At 64.3% G+C, this 16,989-nt stretch carries 18 protein-coding genes and 1 pseudogene; 8 read left to right on the plus strand and 11 right to left on the minus strand.

Features of this window, described 5'->3' with window-relative positions; translation table 11 throughout:
• Positions 1-21: 21 nt before the first annotated feature.
• The 11 genes from ACTJKL_RS03055 to ACTJKL_RS03105 form a co-directional block, all read right to left on the minus strand.
• Positions 22-1,017, minus strand: coding sequence for a zinc-binding dehydrogenase (locus ACTJKL_RS03055; RefSeq protein ID WP_440852137.1), 996 nt, complete (start codon positions 1,015-1,017; stop codon positions 22-24).
• Positions 1,018-1,024: 7 nt separating this feature from the next.
• The gene (locus tag ACTJKL_RS03060) at positions 1,025-1,816 is read right to left on the minus strand and encodes an SDR family NAD(P)-dependent oxidoreductase (protein WP_440852138.1); all 792 of its coding nucleotides are present in this window, start codon (positions 1,814-1,816) and stop codon (positions 1,025-1,027) included.
• Positions 1,794-2,321, minus strand: coding sequence for a 2,4'-dihydroxyacetophenone dioxygenase family protein (locus ACTJKL_RS03065; RefSeq protein WP_440852139.1), 528 nt, complete (start codon positions 2,319-2,321; stop codon positions 1,794-1,796). The genes ACTJKL_RS03060 and ACTJKL_RS03065 overlap by 23 nt, the downstream gene beginning before the upstream one ends.
• A gap of 9 nt (positions 2,322-2,330) precedes the next feature.
• A complete protein-coding gene (locus ACTJKL_RS03070; protein ID WP_440852140.1) occupies positions 2,331-3,995 on the minus strand; it encodes a GMC family oxidoreductase in 1,665 nt (554 codons plus the stop codon).
• Complete coding sequence (locus tag ACTJKL_RS03075) at positions 3,992-5,086, minus strand: ABC transporter ATP-binding protein (protein WP_440852141.1); 1,095 nt, start codon at positions 5,084-5,086, stop codon at positions 3,992-3,994. Before ACTJKL_RS03075 ends, ACTJKL_RS03070 begins: the two co-directional genes overlap by 4 nt.
• 3 nt (positions 5,087-5,089) lie before the next feature.
• Entirely contained in the window at positions 5,090-6,199 is a 1,110-nt protein-coding gene (locus ACTJKL_RS03080) for an ABC transporter ATP-binding protein (protein WP_411921555.1), read from the minus strand.
• Positions 6,199-6,441, minus strand: a complete 243-nt coding sequence (locus ACTJKL_RS03085; protein WP_411921554.1) for a hypothetical protein — start codon at positions 6,439-6,441, stop codon at positions 6,199-6,201. The genes ACTJKL_RS03080 and ACTJKL_RS03085 overlap by 1 nt, the downstream gene beginning before the upstream one ends.
• A gap of 4 nt (positions 6,442-6,445) precedes the next feature.
• Positions 6,446-7,306, minus strand: a complete 861-nt coding sequence (locus ACTJKL_RS03090; RefSeq protein ID WP_440852142.1) for a carbohydrate ABC transporter permease — start codon at positions 7,304-7,306, stop codon at positions 6,446-6,448.
• A 10-nt stretch (positions 7,307-7,316) separates the two neighbouring features.
• Positions 7,317-8,216 carry a carbohydrate ABC transporter permease gene (locus tag ACTJKL_RS03095; protein ID WP_234704913.1) on the minus strand — a complete coding sequence of 300 codons (900 nt, stop codon included), beginning with the start codon at positions 8,214-8,216 and terminating at the stop codon, positions 7,317-7,319.
• A gap of 142 nt (positions 8,217-8,358) precedes the next feature.
• Complete coding sequence (locus ACTJKL_RS03100; RefSeq protein WP_440852143.1) at positions 8,359-9,711, minus strand: ABC transporter substrate-binding protein; 1,353 nt, start codon at positions 9,709-9,711, stop codon at positions 8,359-8,361.
• Between the two features lie 60 nt (positions 9,712-9,771).
• Complete coding sequence (locus ACTJKL_RS03105; RefSeq protein WP_440852144.1) at positions 9,772-10,842, minus strand: Ldh family oxidoreductase; 1,071 nt, start codon at positions 10,840-10,842, stop codon at positions 9,772-9,774.
• A gap of 32 nt (positions 10,843-10,874) precedes the next feature.
• Between ACTJKL_RS03105 and ACTJKL_RS03110 the strand changes: the two are divergent.
• The 8 genes and pseudogenes from ACTJKL_RS03110 to ACTJKL_RS03145 all read left to right on the plus strand — a co-directional run.
• A pseudogene (locus ACTJKL_RS03110) lies at positions 10,875-11,060 on the plus strand (GntR family transcriptional regulator); the annotation flags it as partial.
• A 239-nt stretch (positions 11,061-11,299) separates the two neighbouring features.
• Positions 11,300-12,070 carry an SDR family NAD(P)-dependent oxidoreductase gene (locus tag ACTJKL_RS03115; RefSeq protein WP_411921549.1) on the plus strand — a complete coding sequence of 257 codons (771 nt, stop codon included), beginning with the start codon at positions 11,300-11,302 and terminating at the stop codon, positions 12,068-12,070.
• A gap of 35 nt (positions 12,071-12,105) precedes the next feature.
• Positions 12,106-13,200 carry a glycerol dehydrogenase gene (locus ACTJKL_RS03120; RefSeq protein ID WP_440852145.1) on the plus strand — a complete coding sequence of 365 codons (1,095 nt, stop codon included), beginning with the start codon at positions 12,106-12,108 and terminating at the stop codon, positions 13,198-13,200.
• A gap of 17 nt (positions 13,201-13,217) precedes the next feature.
• Complete coding sequence (locus ACTJKL_RS03125; RefSeq protein ID WP_440852146.1) at positions 13,218-13,946, plus strand: SDR family oxidoreductase; 729 nt, start codon at positions 13,218-13,220, stop codon at positions 13,944-13,946.
• A 1-nt stretch (position 13,947) separates the two neighbouring features.
• The gene (locus tag ACTJKL_RS03130; RefSeq protein WP_440852147.1) at positions 13,948-14,712 is read left to right on the plus strand and encodes an SDR family oxidoreductase; all 765 of its coding nucleotides are present in this window, start codon (positions 13,948-13,950) and stop codon (positions 14,710-14,712) included.
• 29 nt (positions 14,713-14,741) lie between these two features.
• Entirely contained in the window at positions 14,742-15,386 is a 645-nt protein-coding gene (locus ACTJKL_RS03135; RefSeq protein WP_440852148.1) for a glucose-6-phosphate isomerase, read from the plus strand.
• Entirely contained in the window at positions 15,383-16,036 is a 654-nt protein-coding gene (locus tag ACTJKL_RS03140) for a bifunctional 4-hydroxy-2-oxoglutarate aldolase/2-dehydro-3-deoxy-phosphogluconate aldolase (protein WP_440852149.1), read from the plus strand. Before ACTJKL_RS03135 ends, ACTJKL_RS03140 begins: the two co-directional genes overlap by 4 nt.
• Complete coding sequence (locus ACTJKL_RS03145) at positions 16,033-16,986, plus strand: shikimate dehydrogenase family protein (protein ID WP_440852150.1); 954 nt, start codon at positions 16,033-16,035, stop codon at positions 16,984-16,986. Before ACTJKL_RS03140 ends, ACTJKL_RS03145 begins: the two co-directional genes overlap by 4 nt.
• Positions 16,987-16,989 lie beyond the last annotated feature (3 nt).

Raw genomic sequence — 16,989 nt, forward strand, 5'->3', positions numbered from 1 at the left:
TCCCGTGTTGCATTGTTCTCGTCAGGCATCCGGCGCGACGCGGGCGACGATCTTGCCCGTCACCGCCCGGCGCCGCAGCCGCCGCAGCGCGTCCGGGACATCCCCGAGCGCCACGATCTCTTCGATCATCGGATCGATCCCGCCCGCCGCAAGACGCGCCATCATGTCATCGCCGATGCGGGCGAAATCGCGCTGGGTCGGCAGGTGGCCGGCATGATAGGCGCCGCCCAGAGCGACCTCGTGGATCGATGCGGCATAGGTATAGGACGGCACGTCGGTCATGACCGGCAGCGGGTCGATCGATACGAGATGTCCGTTGTAGTGAACGAAGGCGAGCGACTTGCGGGCGTCCCCGGGGTTGACGACTTCCAGCATGACATCGACGCCTTCGCCGCCCTCCGTTTCTGCCCGCACCTTCTGCAACAGGTCCGCGTCCCGGTAGTCGAAGACGACATCGGCGCCGAAGCCGCGAACGGCGGCGAAATGCTCCGGCCGCGCCAGCGCGATCACCTTCGCGCCGGCCTGATGGGCCAGTTGCGTGGCAAATCCGCCGACGCCGCCATTGGCGCCCTGGACGAGGACGGTCTGGCCCGCCTCGAGGCGTGCCTTTCGGAAGAGCGCCTGATAGGCCGTGTAGCCGGCACAGGGGATGGCCGCCGCGTCGGTAAAGCCCACGCCGTCGGGCAGACGCGACGTGGCGTGCGCCTGTGTGAGGCAATATTCGGCGAAGACGCCGGCCTTCCAGAGGCTGTTGTGAACCACTGCCCGGTCGCCGACCGCCCAGCCTTCGACACCCGGCCCGACCGCGTCGACGACACCGGCGGCGTCGAGCCCCAACACATGCGGATAGCTCCATTCCGGCTTGTGATCCAGGGTCAGCTTCCAGTCCACCGGATTGATCGAAACGGCGATGACCCTGAAGCGCAATTCGCCGGGACCCGGCACGGGTATGGGCAGCTCGTCGAGCGTTACGTCATCGAGCCGTGCCTGCAGTCCGGGGAGAACGATAGCTTTCACGTCTGCCTCACATGGTCAGATAGCCGCCGTCGACGACCAGCACGCTGCCGGTAACGAAGCTTGCGAGCGGCGAGGATAGATAGAGAACACCACCGGCAACTTCCGCCGGCTCGCCCCAACGGTTAAGCGGCGTGCGGCCGATGATGGCCGCATTGCGCTCCGGGTTCTCGCGCAGGGCCGTCGTCAGGGGCGTCGCGATCCAGCCGGGCGCGATCGCATTCACCCGGATTTTATCGGCCGCATAGGCGATCGCCAGCGATTTGGTGAGCTGGGCGATGCCGCCCTTCGAGGCCGAATAGCCGGGCACCAGCCCTCCGCCGAAGAATGACAACATGGAAGCGGTGTTGACGATCGTGCCGGCGGCTTCCGCAAGGCGCGGCCGGGCGGCGGCACAGATGCGCATGGAGCCGTTGAGGTTGACGTCGACGACATCGGCGAACACATCCGGGTCGAGTTCCTCGTTACGGCGGATCACGCCGGCGCAGTTCACCAGGTGGTCAAGCCGCGGCAGATCGGCGACCAGAGCCTCGACGGCAGACCTGTCGCGCACGTCGAGCGTGGCGAATCGCACTTTCCGGAGTTCAGCCCGGTTTTTGGCGGCGGCAATCTCCGCCTCGGTAACGCCCGTGGCCAGCACGTCCGCGCCGAGTGCGGCGAAAGCCTCGCAGATCGCCGCCCCGATGCCGGAGGTCCCGCCGCTGACCATCACCTGCCGACCCTCGAACAGGCCGGGGCGCAGGTAGGCGGCGGGATTGCCGGCTGCGCCGGTCCGCCCGTCAGCGGATGAACTGGTCGACATAATCCGCCCCCAGCCCGACCGCCTCGTAATGGGCACGGCACATATCGATCTTGGTGAACACGTCCTCGAAACCGAGCGGCTCGCCGAAGGCGTCGACGTAGTACATGATGCCGTTGACCTGGAAAAAGGTGATCATCTCCTCCACGTCGTCGGGCACGACCAGCGTGTGGGTTTCGCCCGGCGGCTCGAAGACATAGCCGCCCTCCTCGGCCACCCAGTCGTGTTCCAGATAGTGCCAGCGGCCCTTCAGCACGAAGCCGTGGACCGCCTGCGGATGCCGGTGGCGGCTGAGCACGCCGGATTTGCGAACTTTCAGCAGGTTCATCCAGTAGCCGGCGGAACGGTTGAGACAGAGCGGGCGAAACCAGACATTCTGCCCCTGCGGTACCCACACCCGGTCGTCGGCCGGGATCGCGTCGGGAATGACGATGTCGGGCAACGCCTCCTTCGGCATGGGATATTGATAGGGCATGCGCGGATTGGGATCGGTCTTCATGGGGGGCATGGCTGTTTCCTAGGCTGTCTGGCGATTTGTCGAGGGGCTGCGGGGGGCGATTCCCGCAGGCTGGCGGCGCTTGCCGCCGGTGATGAACTCCACCGCCTTGTCGGCGACGACCAGCACGGCGGCGTTGGTGTTGCCGGAAACGATAGTCGGGATCGCGGATGCGTCGATGACCCGGAGCCCTTGGACCCCGCGGACCCGCATCTCGGCGTCGAGCACGCCGCCGGCGTCGCCATCTCGGGCCATGCGACACGTGCCGACCGGGTGATAGACGGTCTTGACGAACCGCCGGGCATGCTCGGCGAGATCCGCATCGGACACCTTGTCGGGACCGGGAAACACCTCGCGCGCGATCATCGACCGCAGGGGCTCCTGCCGCAGGATTTCACGCGCGCGGCGAACGCCGCCAATCGACAGGCGCAGGTCCTCCGGATCGGCCAGATAGTTCGGATCGACCAGGGGCTGATCCTTTGGATCGGCGGAGGCGAGCTGTACCGAGCCGCGCGAACGCGGCCGGGCAACGCAGGAATTCAGTGTGAGCCCGTGGCTGGCCTCCTGATCTGTATGGTCCTTGTCCAGATAGACCGTCGGTACGCAAAACTGCTGAACCTTCGGGTCGCCTCCGAGATCGTCGGGATCAAAAAAGGCGCCCGCCTCGACGCCGTTGGACGTCACCGGCCCGCTGCGGTTGAGAAGATATTCGAGGCCGTTGCGCATCTGCTTCCAGCCACGATCGTGGCCGTAATAGCCGAATGGTCCGTTACAAAGCGCCACGACCGGCGTCTCGGTGTGATCCTGCAGGTTGGCACCGACGCCCGGCAGGTCGACAAGCGTCGAAATGCCATGGGACTTCAGGTGATCCCCGGGCCCGATTCCCGAGAGCATCAGAAGTTTCGGCGTCGCGATGGCGCCGGCGGCAAACAGCACTTCGCCATCGCAGCGGGCTTCGGCGACAGACCGTCCGCTACCGTTCCCGGAATAGCGTACGCCGACGGCGCGGCCGTTCTCGATGATGAGTGAATGAACGAGACAGCAAGTCTTCACGTCCAGCCGGCCGCTCGCCATGGCGGGGCGCAAAAAGGCATCGACTGCCGAGCAGCGCCGACCGTTGCGCGTCGTCACCTGATAGGCGCCTGCACCGCGCTGGCTTCGACCGTTGAAATCGCCGTTATGCGGCAGACCGATGCCCTGGGCCGCCAGGACGAAGGCGCGCGAGAGCTCGCAGATGTGCTCGAGATCCGACACTTTCCACGGACCGCCGACGCCATGATAGTCGTCGTTCAGCCGCGCATTGTCCTCCATGGCCGTGAAATAGGGCAGCAGCGCATCATAGGACCATTGATCGTCACCGATCTCGTCCGCCCAGCCGTCGTAGTCGGCCGGCTGGCCGCGCATATAGACCATCGCGTTGACCGACGAACCGCCGCCGAGCACGCGTCCTTGCGGGACGATGGGCCTTCGGCCCCCGAGCCGGGCCTGCGCCACGGACTTGTAGAACCACATGTATTTCTCGACGCCGAGCAGCTTGACGAAGCCGGCGGGCATGCGGATCAGCGGATTGCGGTCGTCCGGTCCCGCCTCCAGTACCAGCACCCGCGCGCCGTGCTCTCCCGCAAGCTTCCCGGCTGCAAGACAACCCGCCGTTCCGCCGCCGACCACGATGTGGTCGTAGCTCATGCGACGATACTCTCGACCTTGCCCGCCTGCGACCGCGGGAACAGCAAGAGGTGCTCCGGGTCGATCGAGACCGGCACCGCCTCGCCGCGCTTGGGCGTGACCGACGGATGGGCGACCAGGGTGAACCGTGTATCGCCGACGTCGACGAAGATCAGATTCTGATCCTGCAACTCTTCCGTGATGAAGACCTTGCCGTCGAGGCGCAGCGGGCTGTCGCCGTCGATCGAAAGAAAGTGCGGCCGGATCGCCGCGAGGCCCCCCTCGCCGATAGCCTGCGCGGCGGCATGAAGACGCTCCGGCAAAACCAGCTTCCGGCCTTCGAACTCGATCCCCCAGCCGCCGTTCGCCGCCACCACGCGGCAGTCGAAGAAATTGATCGGTGGCTCGCCCACGAAACCGGCAACGAACGCGTTCTTCGGGCGGGCGTAGACCTCGTCGGGCACCGCCATCTGCTGGATTTCGCCGTCGCTCATCACCATGACCCGGTCGGCGAGCGCCAATGCCTCCTCCTGGTCATGGGTGACGTAGATCATGGTGTAGCTGAACTTCTGGTGGAGGCTCTTGATGAAGCGGCGCATGCGGTAGCGCTGGCGCGTATCCAGATGCGAGATCGGCTCGTCGAGAAGGAATACCGCAGGGTTGCGCACCAGCGCCCGTGCCAGGCCGACACGCTGCGCCTGTCCGGAGGAGAGGCCCTTCGGCTTGAGGTTCAGGAGCGGCGTCAGCTCCATCTTCTCGGCAATGTCGCGGACCTGGCGGTCGATTTCCCTGTTGTCGACATTGGCCGAACGCAGCGGAAAGGCGATGTTCTCGTAGATCGAGATCGTCGGATAGAGCGCGTAGGACTCGAAGGACATGGCGACGTTCCGGTCGCGGGCGCGCACGTCGTTGACGCGCCTGCCGTCGAAATAGATGGCCCCCTCGGTGATCGTCTCCAGACCGGCGATCATACGCATCGTCGAAGACTTTCCGCAGCCCGAGGGGCCGAGAATGGCGACGAACTCGCCATCGGCAATTTCGAAATCGATGCCGTGCACGGCCTGGAAGGCGCCATAGCGCTTGACGAGTTTTTCAGCTCTGATGGATGCCATTTGTCAAACTCCTGCGGAAGGCGTCGCGTGCGTGACCGCCCGGGCGTTCTGGAACAGATGAATGGCATCGCGCGGGAAGGCGATGGCGACCGTTTCGCCGACACCGAGCGGCGTGCCGGCGGGCACCGAGACGGAAACCTGGTCGCCGCCGATGCCAACCAGTGCGATCTTCATATAGCCTAGGTTCTCGATGACATCGACGCGGCCGCGAAGCGCGTTGGAATCTCCCTCCCGGGCGATCCGGACCTCGTTGGAGCGGAAACCCACCTGGATCCGCGAGCCGGGCACGTCGTCGAGGTCCCGGACGGCCTCGGCCGCAAGCGAGGCCACCGGCATTCCGTCCGCCGTAACGAAATCGACCTTGCCGTCGTTGCGCCGCGGCTTCACGGAGATGAAGCTCATCGGCGGGTCGCCGACGAAGGAAGCGACGAAGGCGTTGGCGGGCCGGTGATAGAGATCGGCGGGTTTGCCGACCTGCTCCAGCTTGCCGGCATTGAGTACGGCGACGCGGTCGCCGAGCGCCAATGCCTCGCGCGACGAAGTCGTGGTGAAGACGACAGTCGCGGCCAGGTCCTCAGCCAGCGCCTTCAGTTCGGCGCGTATCTTGTGGCGCAGTTTCGCGTCGAGATGGCCGACCGGCTCATCGAGAAGATAGATATCGGCCGGCCGGATGATCGCACGGCCGAGCGCGACGCGTTGGCGCTGCCCGCCGGAAAGGAAGCCCGGCCGCCGCTCGAGCAGGTGCCCGATGCCGAGAATCCCGGAAATCCGCCTGACCCGCGCCTCGATCTCGGCGCGGTCGAAACCGCGCGCCTTCAGCGGAAAGGCGAGGTTCTCCCCGACCGAAAGGTGGGAATAGAGCGCATAATTCTCGAAAGCCATGGCCGCGTCGCGTTTTTCCGGCGGCACGCGCAGAATGGACGTGCCGTTGCGCAGCACGTCGCCGCTGGTCGGCTTGGATATCCCCGCCAGGATGTTGAGAAGCGTGCTCTTGCCCGCGCCGGCAGGCCCGTAGATCACCAGGAATTCCCGGTCGCGCACGGCAAGATCGATCTTGCGCAGCGCGACCTTGGCAAGCCCGTATCGCTTGTGGACGGATCTCAATTCGTACATCAGACGTCCTCCTGCATCAGGGCGGCAACGTCGGCCTCGGCCTGCCGACGCTCGGCGATAAAGCGATTGCGCGCGCGGACGACGAAAGCCGCAGAGATCGCGAACGCAACGATGTTCATGACGATGACGGACACAGACCGGCTGGTGAAATACGGCTCGATCAGGCCGAGCCAGACGAAAACGATGCCGACATAGATGAGGATCACGCGGAAGCCGGTGTCCCAGCCTTGACTGAAGCTCATGACCTTATCCTCTCACAGCGCCGAAGGTCAGGCCTCGGACCATGTAGCGTTGCATGGCCAGCACGAAGACCAGCATCGGCAGGACGCTGATGGTGGCAGCGGCCGCGACCGGCCCCCAGAGAATGCCTTGCAGGGTGAAGAAGGACTCGACGCCTACCGTCACGGTGCTCGCGGCCTTACGGGTCAGGATGTAGGCGAAGAGGAACTCGTTCCAGCTGAAGATCAGCGTGAACACCCCGGTGACCGCGATGCCGGGGGCGGCCAACGGGCACACGACCTTGGCCAGGACCTTCAGCCGCGACAGGCCGTCGAGACGGGCGGAATGTTCGAGCTCGCGGGGAATGTCCTGGAAGAAGGACACCAGCAGCCAGATGGCGAAAGGCAGGTTGAACACCGTATAGGAGATGATCAAAGCCCCCGGCTGATCGAGGCCGATGCCGAAGAAGCGGCCGATGCCGGTCTTGCCGACATCCCGAAAGATCAGGAAGTAAGGCAGGATCACCGCAATCGCCGGAAACATCTTTGTCGACAGGATGAAAAAGAGCAGATGGCCGTCGCCGACATTGTAGCGGGCGAAACTATAGGCCGCGAGCGACCCCGTGAGGACGACGATGATCGTCGAAGCGACGGAGATGAACAGCGTGTTCTTGATGTAGAACAGGAAGTTCTTGTCGTAGATCGCGTGCGTGTAGTTTTCGAGCGTCGGGGTGAACAGGAAGCGCGGCGGCGACACCATGACCGCATCGGCGGGCTTGAACGAGGTGATGATCATCCAGGCGATCGGAAAGACGATGAAGCCGAGCACGAGCACGATCAGGCCGTAGCGGAGCGCCTCCTTGGCGAAACTTGATTCACGTTGCAGCATGGCGCTCTCCTCAGCCTTCCGATGCGCGGGACGAAAATTGGGTGAGCAGCGGGCGCAGCGCGAAGAGGCTTGCGACCAGCATGGCGTAGAGGAAGAAGATCGCCATGGTGGATGCATAGTCCATCCGGAACAGCTTCAGGCCCGTACGGTAGAGATAGAAGGTCATGGTTTCGGTCACCGTGCCCGGTCCGCCGCGCGTGAGCACCGCCACCGCGTCGTACAGCCGGACGCTGTCGATGGTGCGCAGCACGAGGACGAGGAAGAGCACCGGCTTCAGCATTGGAAAGGTCAGGGTGCGAAGCACCCGGAAGGTGCTGGCGCCATCGAGTTCGGCGGCTTCGAAAGGCTCCTTGGGCAGGGCCTGGAGACCGGCGAGCGCGATCAGCGCGACGAAAGGTGTCCATTGCCAGACATCGAACAGGATGACGGACCAGAGCGCGATCGTATAGTCGCCGAGCCAGTTGGGCTCCGGCAGCCCGACGAGACCAAGGAAGTAGTTAATCAGCCCGAACTGCGTGTCGTAGAGATAGCGCCAGAAAAGGCCCGTCACCGCGGCCGAGGTAGCAAGCGGCAGGATCATCAGGCTGCGGATGACGCCCTTGCCGGCCGTGGCGCCGTGAATCAGGAAGGCGATGGCGATGCCGAGCACCATTTCGAGGGTGACGGCCGTCAGCGTGAACTTGAGCGTAACCCAGACGGAGCTCCAGAAGGCCCTGTCGTGCAGCACCGCCCGGTAGTTGTCGAGACCGACGAAATCTCCGATCCGGCCGCGCGTCAGGTCGGCGAAACGAAAGGACACGTCCAGCGCATAGGCGAGCGGCAGCAGGGCGAAGACAAGAATGACCAACATCGCAGGCACGACGAGAAGGATCGAAAACCAGCGATCGGACATGGCAGTCGGGCTGGCCACTCCCCTTTCCCGTGACGCCGGCACGGATAGCGACTGCGACATCAAACTCCTCCAGAAGGTTGCGCGGGGTCGTCCGCGCCTTTCGATCGATCCGCATGGTGGGCAGGCGCCCACCATGCATTGCGTTGAGGGATGCCTCCGATCACTTGCCGATCGGGCACGGGCCGCCGCAAATCTTCTCGACTTCGCCGGCAAGCTGTTCGGCGGCCTGGCGGGCCGAGATCTGGCCGGCAGCGGCCGATTGCAGCGGGATCTGCATCGTGTTGTAGATCTTCGCGCCGAACGGCGTGTCGAACAGGTTCGAGCGGAAGCCCTTCATCGACTCGAAGATTTCCAGGAGCGTTGCGAAATGGCCGGTCTTCGCGCGGCTCTCCGGTGCGGCGAAGGCCGGATCGGAAAGAACGCTCATCAGCGTGGAGGTCCCGCCAGCCTTGGCGAACTCCATCTGCGCATCATGTCCGCCGATATAGGCGACGAAATCCATCGCCTCCTTCGGGTGGGCGGATGATGCGGAAACCGCCAGCAGGAAACCGCCGATATAGGCTTTCTTCTCCGGCGCCTCGGCGACGCCCATCCGCGCTCCCGGTACTTTTTCGGTCTGCACCGCATTCGGCCACTGATCGAGGAAGAAGGAATAGGTCTGGGCGATCTGCCCGTCCTTCATCTGGTTCATGACCCCGTCATAGGTGACGGTAAGCGCGGCCGGCGGCGCGTATTTGACCAGTTCCAGATAGTCGTTCATCGCCTTTTCGACGGCATCGACGGGTACCTTGCCTTCGTCCGTCAACCAGTCGGCGCCCTGGGACCAGAGCACGCCGGACATTTCGTCCTGGATCTCCGGGAAGGGACCAGCCATCAGGCCGACGCCGTAAAAGTCCTTGGTGAGCTTTTCCCCTTTCAGCGTCTCGCCAGCCTTGCGCGTGAAGAACTCGGCGATGTCGCGGTGCTGCGCCCAGGTGGTCGGCACGACGAGGTCGTAGTTGAAGCGCTTCTTGAAGGCTTCCTTTTCGGTCGGGTCGTCGAACAGGTCGGCGCGATAGATGTAACCGGCCGTGTAGGTGTAGTAAGGCAGGCCCCAGACATCGCCCTTGTACTGCGTCGTCAGCGCTGCGAGCGTCGGCGCGACATCGTCGAGTTGCTCCTTCTTGTCCCCGAAATATTCGGTCATCGGCAGAATGAAGCCGTTTTCGGCGAATTCCGCCTTTTCGGAGGTTTCGAGGGTCACGACGTCATAGGCACCGGTCTGGGCGACCATTTCGATGACCTGCTTGTTGTAGAGCTGCGAGTTGTCGATGTTGACGACATTGACCTTCACGCAGTGGCCCGCCTCGAAGCCCGACACCAGCTTCGCCATCGCATCCGTGTAGAAGCCCGCGATCGTGGACCATGTGATCGGCACGCGATCCGCATCCGCGCATTCCTGCGCCATGGCGGCCGGCGCCGTCGAGGTCAACAGCGCTGCGGCCAGCAATCCCTGCTTCAGCATCGTTTTCATTCTATTCCTCCCCAGTTGATGGCCGGAGGCTCCCTGCCCCGGCACGTGTTGGCTATGAAACTAACTCCCCTCGGAGCTTCCGGCCGGTTCGGCCGGGTCCCGCAGCAGACCAAGAAAGGCCGCGGTATCGGGATCGATCGGAATGCCGGTTTGCGCACGCGCGGCTTCGACACGCCATTCGCGGTCGCCAGGCGCCAGCACTTCGCCCCCCTCCTGCGCGGGCGCGGCCCGCAGGGCTTCCAGATAAGCAGCCATGCCCCTGTTGAAGACGTCGCGTCCGCCAAATCGGTCCGGATCGATGGCAAGCAGGAAATGACCCATTCCGCGCGGGGTCGAATAATCATCCGTTCCGACCATGGGCATGAGGTCATGATCGAGGGTCATGCCCTGCAGGATGGCCGACAGCAGCGTCGCGACGCCGGCAAGAGCTGCACCCTTGAAGGAAAAATCCACGCCGCCGAGCGGCAGAAGCGTCCTGCCATCGGAAGGCTCCACGGTCGGCCGGCCCGCCTCGTCGACCGCGACCCCCGCCGGCAAAGACACTCCGAGGGACTTGTAGAGGAGCAGCCGGTTCAGCGGGATAGACGAGGTTGCCATGTCGAGCAGCCAAGGCCGCGCGCCGCCGCTTGGCGCGGCAAATGCCAGGGGGTTGGTGCCGTGGAAGGCCTCGCGACCCTGAAACGGCGCCACGACCCTGTCGGAATTGGTGGTGGCAAAGCCGATCATGCCCGCCTCGGCGGCCACCCGTGCATAGGCGCCAGCCGCGCCGAAATGCGAGGAACGGATGACTCCGACCGCGCCGATGCCGCTTTCGCGCGCCAGTTCGATGGCCTGATCCATGGCGACATAGGCCGCGTGATGGCCGAGCGCGTTGTCGCCATCAACGACGGCCGTGGCGGCCGCGGTCCGGCGGACCGTCATGCTCGGCGTGCCGTTGACCCGGCCGCCGCGCAGCACGCGGTCATAATGAACCACCAGCCGCACGCCGTGACTGTCCACCCCGATGCGCGAGGCGTGCATCATCGCCCGCACCGCTGCAGCGGCCGAGTCCTGCGCAGCGCCGGCCTGGCGCAAGGCGTTCTCGACTCGCGCTTCGAGCAAATCAGGGGCAACTAGTATCTGGACGGACATATCAAGCCTACCTGGAGATTGCGGGCGACGGGGCCTCCTCGTTCGAAGACCATGTGTGCCTTGCCGAGCTGGTCGCGAGCAGTGACGACGATGCCGCAATCGACCTCATGGGACGGCACATCGCGGCGACGCGAGAGCACTATCTGGCTGCAGCGAAGGCGCGCGACGCTGAAGGGGCGACGGCGACCAAGGGACGACGCCGGGCAACCCGTCGCTGAGGTCCCACCCTTCCAGCGGTCCGGCCGGAAACGGCATTGACGCAGGACGCCCATGCAATAACCCTCCTGTAGCTTAGCTACATTTAACCGAGACAGCGCCAGGATAAATTTACTCATCCCCGGCGTAATCCGGCAATTCCACCTCTGATAGTTAGATTTTCGGATTGACACTCGATTGTCAAGGTAATTAAACTACATTTTTAGAGGCGCCGGGATGCGCATAGCCAGGGAGGGGAGAAGTGTACGCTGAGCTTTTCAGACTGAATGGGCGCGCCGCTTTCATCACTGGCGGAAGTCGCGGCATCGGCTTCGCCTGTGCCGAGGCGCTTGGCGAAGCCGGTGCGCGCGTGGCCATTTCCGCCCGCTCGCGCGACGAAGGTGAAAAGGCTGTCCGGCAACTGAAGCAGAAGGGGATCGAGGCGATCTACCTGCCCGCTGACATTTCCAACGAGGCCGCTGCGCAGCAGGTCGTCAGGCAGGCAGCAGCAGAGTTGGGCGGGCTCGACATCCTCGTGAACAATGCCGGGATCGCGCGCCATTGCGACAGCCTGAAACTCGAGCCGGAAACCTGGAACGAGGTGATCAACACCAATCTGACCGGCCTTTTCTGGTGCTGTCGCGCGGCTATCGAGACGATGGCGGCGGCCGGCCGCGGTTCGATCGTCAACATCGGATCGATCTCGGGTTACATAAGCAACCTGCCGCAGAACCAGGTCGCCTACAACGCCAGCAAGGCGGGCGTACACATGTTGACGAAGTCGCTCGCGGGTGAATTCGCCAAGAGCAACATCCGCATCAACGCCGTCGCCCCCGGCTATATCGAGACGGCGATGACGCAGGGTGGTCTGGATGATCCCGAATGGTCGAAAATCTGGCTCGGCATGACGCCGCTGGGGCGCGCGGGCAAGGCCAGCGAAGTGGCGGCAGCGGTGCTGTTCCTTGCTTCGGACGCTGCCAGCTACATCACCGGCTCGGTGCTCACCATCGACGGTGGCTACACCATCCACTGACCTACACATCACCATGCAGCGATAGGAGCAATTGAATGGCACGGGCATTCGGCGGTCCGAACAAATACATCCAGCGCGCGGGCGAGATCGACAAGCTGGCGGCCTATCTGGCGCCGCTCGGCAAACGCGCGCTCGTCCTGATCGACCGCGTGCTGTTCGACGCACTCAGCGAACGCATCGGCAAAAGCTGCGGCGACTCGCTCGACATCCGCTTCGAGCGGTTCGGCGGAGAGTGCTGCACCTCCGAGATCGAGCGCGTCCGCAAGGTCGCAATCGATCAGGGCAGCGATATTCTCGTGGGCGTGGGCGGGGGCAAGACGGCCGACACAGCCAAGATCGTCGCCATCGACACTGGAGCCCGCATCGTCATCGCACCGACCATCGCCTCGACCGACGCGCCCTGCAGCGCGATTGCCGTGCGCTACACCGAACATGGGGTCTACGAGGAGGCGCTCCGCCTGCCCCGCAACCCGGACGTCGTCGTCGTCGATTCCGCCCTGGTGGCAGCCGCGCCGGCACGCTTCCTCGTCGCGGGGATCGGCGATGCGCTTTCGACCTGGTTCGAGGCTCGCTCCAACATCGAGTCGCGCACGGACAATTATGTGGCCGGCGGCTTCCCCGCTACCGAAGCCGGGATGACAATCGCCCGGCATTGCCAGGATGTGCTGATACGCGATGCCGTCAAGGCGAAGATCGCCGTCGAGGCCGGCCTGCTGACCCAGGCGGTCGAAAACATCATCGAGGCCAACACGCTGCTATCCGGCCTCGGTTTCGAGAATTGCGGCTGCTCGGCCGCGCATGGCATCCATGACGGCCTGACAGTGCTGGAGGAGGTGCACGGTTATTTCCACGGCGAGAAGGTCGCCTTCGGCACGCTTTGCCTGCTGATGCTGGAAAACCGCGACCGATCCGAGATCGAGACGATGATACGCTTCTGCCGCAGCGTCGGACTGCCGACCAAATTGGCGGACTTCGGCGTCGTCGATGACGTGCCCGCCAAGATCGGCCGCGTGGCGGAAGCCGCCTGCCGGCCCGGCAACATCATCTATGCCACGCCGGTCGCCATTACCGTAGCGGCCGTGCGCGACGCGATCCTGGCGCTCGACGCGTTTTCAAGCAGCATCCACTGACCGACTGGAGGCAAACCATGACCGGCAGAAAGCCGCTCGTCATGATCACCGGCGCAAGCGCCGGCATCGGACGGGAAACCGCGCGCGTCTTCTCGGCCGCCGGTTATCCCCTGCTCCTGATCGCCCGCCGATCCGAACTGATCGAGGCGATGGCGCTTCCGAACATGCTCGCGGTCGCCGCCGACGTCCGTGACTATGATGCGCTCGCAAGCGCGATTCGGCAGGGTGAGGCGCAGTTCGGCCCGGTCGACTGCCTCATCAACAATGCCGGTATCTCCCGTCTCGCCCGGCTTGACGAGCAGGACCCAGCGCAATGGCGCGATCTCGTCGATATCAACTGCCTCGGCGTTCTCAACGGCATGCACGCGGTCGCTCCCGGCATGAAGGAGCGGCGCCACGGCACCATCATCAACGTCTCCTCCATCGCAGGCCGCAAGGTCTATCCGCACCATGACGTCTATGGCGGCACCAAGCATTTCGTACATGCCGTCAGCGAAGGAATGCGCCAGACCATGTCGTCTCATCGCGTCCGCGTCATGGTCATCTCGCCCGGCGTTGCGAAGTCGGAGATCGACAAGACCATCACCCACCAGAACGCCTACGACTTCTGGGACAGCGGCCGCAAGCAGCTCGACGGCGGGCTGGATGCCAACGACATCGCGCGGACCATGCTCTTTGCCTACGAGCTGCCGCAGGACGTCAATCTCCAGGAGATGACGATCACCCACACAGGCCAGGAATTCTGACATGACGCAAGTCCCCTCCTTCGACGACCTGCTCGATTTCAGCGGCAAGACCGTCGTGGTCACGGGCGCCGCCACCGGCATCGGCAGGGCAGTTGCCGAAGCTTTCGCCGCGAAGAAGGCGCGCGTCGCGCTTCTGGATCGCGACGCCGCCGTTTGGGATGTGGCCGTTTCGCTCGGCACCGGCCACATCGCCCATGTGGCGGACGTGGCGGACGAGCAGGGAGTCGAGCGCGCCGTCAAGTCGGTGACCGAAGCCTTCGGCCGGATCGACATTCTGATCAACAATGCCGGCATCGGGCCGCTTGCCCCTGCGGAAAGCTATCCGACGGTCGAATGGGACCGTACGCTCGCCGTCAATCTCAAGGGTGCCTTCCTCATGGCGCGCGCGATCGCCCCCGGCATGCTGGAGCAGGGGTCGGGCCGCATCGTCAACATGGCCTCCCAGGCGGCGGTCATCGGCATCGAGGGCCATGTTGCCTACTGCGCCAGCAAGGCGGGCATCATCGGCATGACGAACTGCATGGCGCTGGAATGGGGTCCACGCGGCGTCACCGTCAACGCCGTCTCGCCGACAGTGGTCGAAACGGAGCTCGGGCTAACCGGCTGGGCTGGAGAGAAAGGCGAGCGCGCTCGCGCCGCCATCCCGACGCGGCGCTTCGCCAAGCCGTGGGAGATCGCCGCATCGGTACTCTACCTCGCCAGCGGCGCGGCCGCGATGGTCAACGGCGCGAACCTCATGATCGACGGCGGTTACACGATCGCCTGAACCAAGAACGAGACATACGAGGAATTACTTTGACAAAGCTATTTGAGCCCGCAGGGTGCCAGGTCGATCTGCGGACCGGTGCCATGAGCGATGCAACGGGCGCCTATCAGAAACGCTTCCGCGATCTCGCCGGTCTTTATGCCGACGAGGCGGCATTCTCTGCCATGCAGGAAACCTGGAACGATACGGTCGTCTACGAGGTTTCGGAATTCCGCCCCAACGAACGCACCGGCGACCTCATTTTCGGTATCACCCGCATGCTGCCGGGCAAGGTGGGCGAAGAGTATTTCGTCACCCGCGGCCACATTCACAAGCAGTCGGACCGGCCGGAAATCTACTATGGTCAGAAGGGTCGCGGCCTCATGCTCCTGGAATCTCCGGAGGGCGAAGTCCGCGTCGTGCCCATCGACGCGCAGACGGTCTGCTACGTGCCGCCATACTGGATCCACCGGTCGGTGAATATCGGCGACGACGAGCTCGTGATGCTCTTCTGCTACCCTGCCGACTCTGGCCAGGACTACGACTGCATCGCCAAGGCGGGCGGCATGCGTGCGCGCATCATCGATGACGGCAAGGGCGGCTGGAAGCAGGTCGACAATCCCAATTGGCGGATGCGCGACGCGGCGACGGTCGCCGCGCTCTATGGCCGCGAAAAGAAGGAGAAAACCGCATGATTGCCCCGTTCGACACAGCCGCAACTCTCGGCGTCGTTCCGGTCATCGCGATCGAGCGCTCCTCCGACGCCGTCGCGCTGGCCGATGCGCTTCTCGAAGGCGGCTTGCCGCTTGCCGAAATCACATTCCGCACCGAAGCAGCCGCCGAGGTGATCGCGATCATGGCCGAGAAGCGCCCGGAACTGCTGGTCGGCGCCGGGACGATCCTGACGCCGGATGCTTTGCGCGCAGCGATCAGTGCGGGTGCGCGCTTCGGCCTCGCGCCCGGCTTCGACGCAGAGATCGTCGCAGCCGCCAAGGCCAAGGATTTTCCATTCGCTCCAGGCATCATGACGCCCTCCGACCTAACGGCCGTATCCCGCAACGGCCTGAAGCTCGCAAAATTCTTTCCGGCCAAGGCGGCCGGGGGCCCGTCGATGCTGGAGGCGATCAGTGCTCCCTTCGCCCATCTCGGCACCCGCTTCGTGCCGACCGGCGGCGTCAGCCTCGACAACATGCATGAATGGCTGAAGCTTGGTGCGGTGGCCGCCGTCGGCGGCACCTGGATCGCCACCAAGGCCGACATCGGTGAAGGTCGTTGGGCCGACATCACGGCAAAGGCGCGCGCGGCAGTCGCACGGGCGAAGGAGATACGCGAGGTGACCCGATGAGCCGCTACCAGCCCGCGACCCAGCCAACTTTCTATTTCATCGGCGTGACGACGGCGAAGAGCTCGATCATGCGGGTCTTCCCCGCCTGGGCGCGTCACCTCGGCCTGAAGGACGCGGTCCTGAAAGGTATCGACTTTCCGCTTCATGCCGATCCGGCGGCCTACCGCGAGGCCGTTTCCTTCATCAAATCGGACCCGCTGTCGCTCGGCGCGCTGGTCACGACCCACAAGATCGACCTGTTCAATGCGGCACGCGATCTCTTCGACGTGATCGATCCGCATGCACTGCTGATGCACGAGACGAGCTGCCTGTCCAAACGCGGCGGCAAACTCGTCTGCCACGCCAAGGATCCCATCTCATCGGGTCTCGCCATCGACGGCTTCTTGCCGGCCGGCCATTTCGCCGAAACCGGCGCGGAAGTTCTGTCGATGGGAGCCGGCGGTTCTACCATCGCCATCACCTGGCATCTCATGCAGGAAAAGCGCGGGGACGATTTACCCTCCCGCATCGTCGTGACCAATCGGTCGCGCCCCCGCCTCGAGGAATTGAAGCGGATTCACGAGGCAATGGGCGCCCGCGTGAAGGTCGATTATGTCCTGGCCGACAGGCCGGAGCTGAACGATGCGGCCATGGCCTCACTGAAGCCCGGTTCCATGGTGATCAACGCGACCGGTCTGGGCAAGGACGCGCCGGGTTCGCCGATCACCGATGCCGGCCTTTTCCCCGAGCGTGCCGTCGTCTGGGACCTCAACTATCGCGGCGACCTCGTCTTTCTCGATCAGGCGCGACGGCAGCAGGCCGCGCGCGGGCTGCAGGTGGAGGACGGATGGACCTATTTCCTGCACGGCTGGACTCAGGTCATCGCGGAAGTGTTCGATATCGTCATTCCGACCTCCGGGCCGGCCTTCGACGAGATTTCGCGGATCGCCATCGAGGCGGCAAAGGGGTGACGC

Source organism: Sinorhizobium sp. 22678 (assembly GCF_052044265.1).
GTDB lineage: Bacteria > Pseudomonadota > Alphaproteobacteria > Rhizobiales > Rhizobiaceae > Sinorhizobium > Sinorhizobium meliloti_A.

Excerpts from the sequence above, each read along its gene's own strand:
- ACTJKL_RS03125 (WP_440852146.1), top strand. The coding sequence starts at position 13,218 with ATGACCGGCAGAAAGCCGCTCGTCATGATCACCGGCGCAAGCGCCGGC.
- ACTJKL_RS03075 (WP_440852141.1), bottom strand. The coding sequence starts at position 5,086 with ATGGCATCCATCAGAGCTGAAAAACTCGTCAAGCGCTATGGCGCCTTC.
- ACTJKL_RS03085 (WP_411921554.1), bottom strand. The coding sequence starts at position 6,441 with ATGAGCTTCAGTCAAGGCTGGGACACCGGCTTCCGCGTGATCCTCATC.
- ACTJKL_RS03105 (WP_440852144.1), bottom strand. The coding sequence starts at position 10,842 with ATGTCCGTCCAGATACTAGTTGCCCCTGATTTGCTCGAAGCGCGAGTC.
- ACTJKL_RS03130 (WP_440852147.1), top strand. The coding sequence starts at position 13,948 with ATGACGCAAGTCCCCTCCTTCGACGACCTGCTCGATTTCAGCGGCAAG.
- ACTJKL_RS03145 (WP_440852150.1), top strand. The coding sequence starts at position 16,033 with ATGAGCCGCTACCAGCCCGCGACCCAGCCAACTTTCTATTTCATCGGC.
- ACTJKL_RS03070 (WP_440852140.1), bottom strand. The coding sequence starts at position 3,995 with ATGAGCTACGACCACATCGTGGTCGGCGGCGGAACGGCGGGTTGTCTT.
- ACTJKL_RS03080 (WP_411921555.1), bottom strand. The coding sequence starts at position 6,199 with ATGTACGAATTGAGATCCGTCCACAAGCGATACGGGCTTGCCAAGGTC.
- ACTJKL_RS03120 (WP_440852145.1), top strand. The coding sequence starts at position 12,106 with ATGGCACGGGCATTCGGCGGTCCGAACAAATACATCCAGCGCGCGGGC.
- ACTJKL_RS03090 (WP_440852142.1), bottom strand. The coding sequence starts at position 7,306 with ATGCTGCAACGTGAATCAAGTTTCGCCAAGGAGGCGCTCCGCTACGGC.
- ACTJKL_RS03065 (WP_440852139.1), bottom strand. The coding sequence starts at position 2,321 with ATGCCCCCCATGAAGACCGATCCCAATCCGCGCATGCCCTATCAATAT.
- ACTJKL_RS03060 (WP_440852138.1), bottom strand. The coding sequence starts at position 1,816 with ATGTCGACCAGTTCATCCGCTGACGGGCGGACCGGCGCAGCCGGCAAT.
- ACTJKL_RS03140 (WP_440852149.1), top strand. The coding sequence starts at position 15,383 with ATGATTGCCCCGTTCGACACAGCCGCAACTCTCGGCGTCGTTCCGGTC.
- ACTJKL_RS03100 (WP_440852143.1), bottom strand. The coding sequence starts at position 9,711 with ATGAAAACGATGCTGAAGCAGGGATTGCTGGCCGCAGCGCTGTTGACC.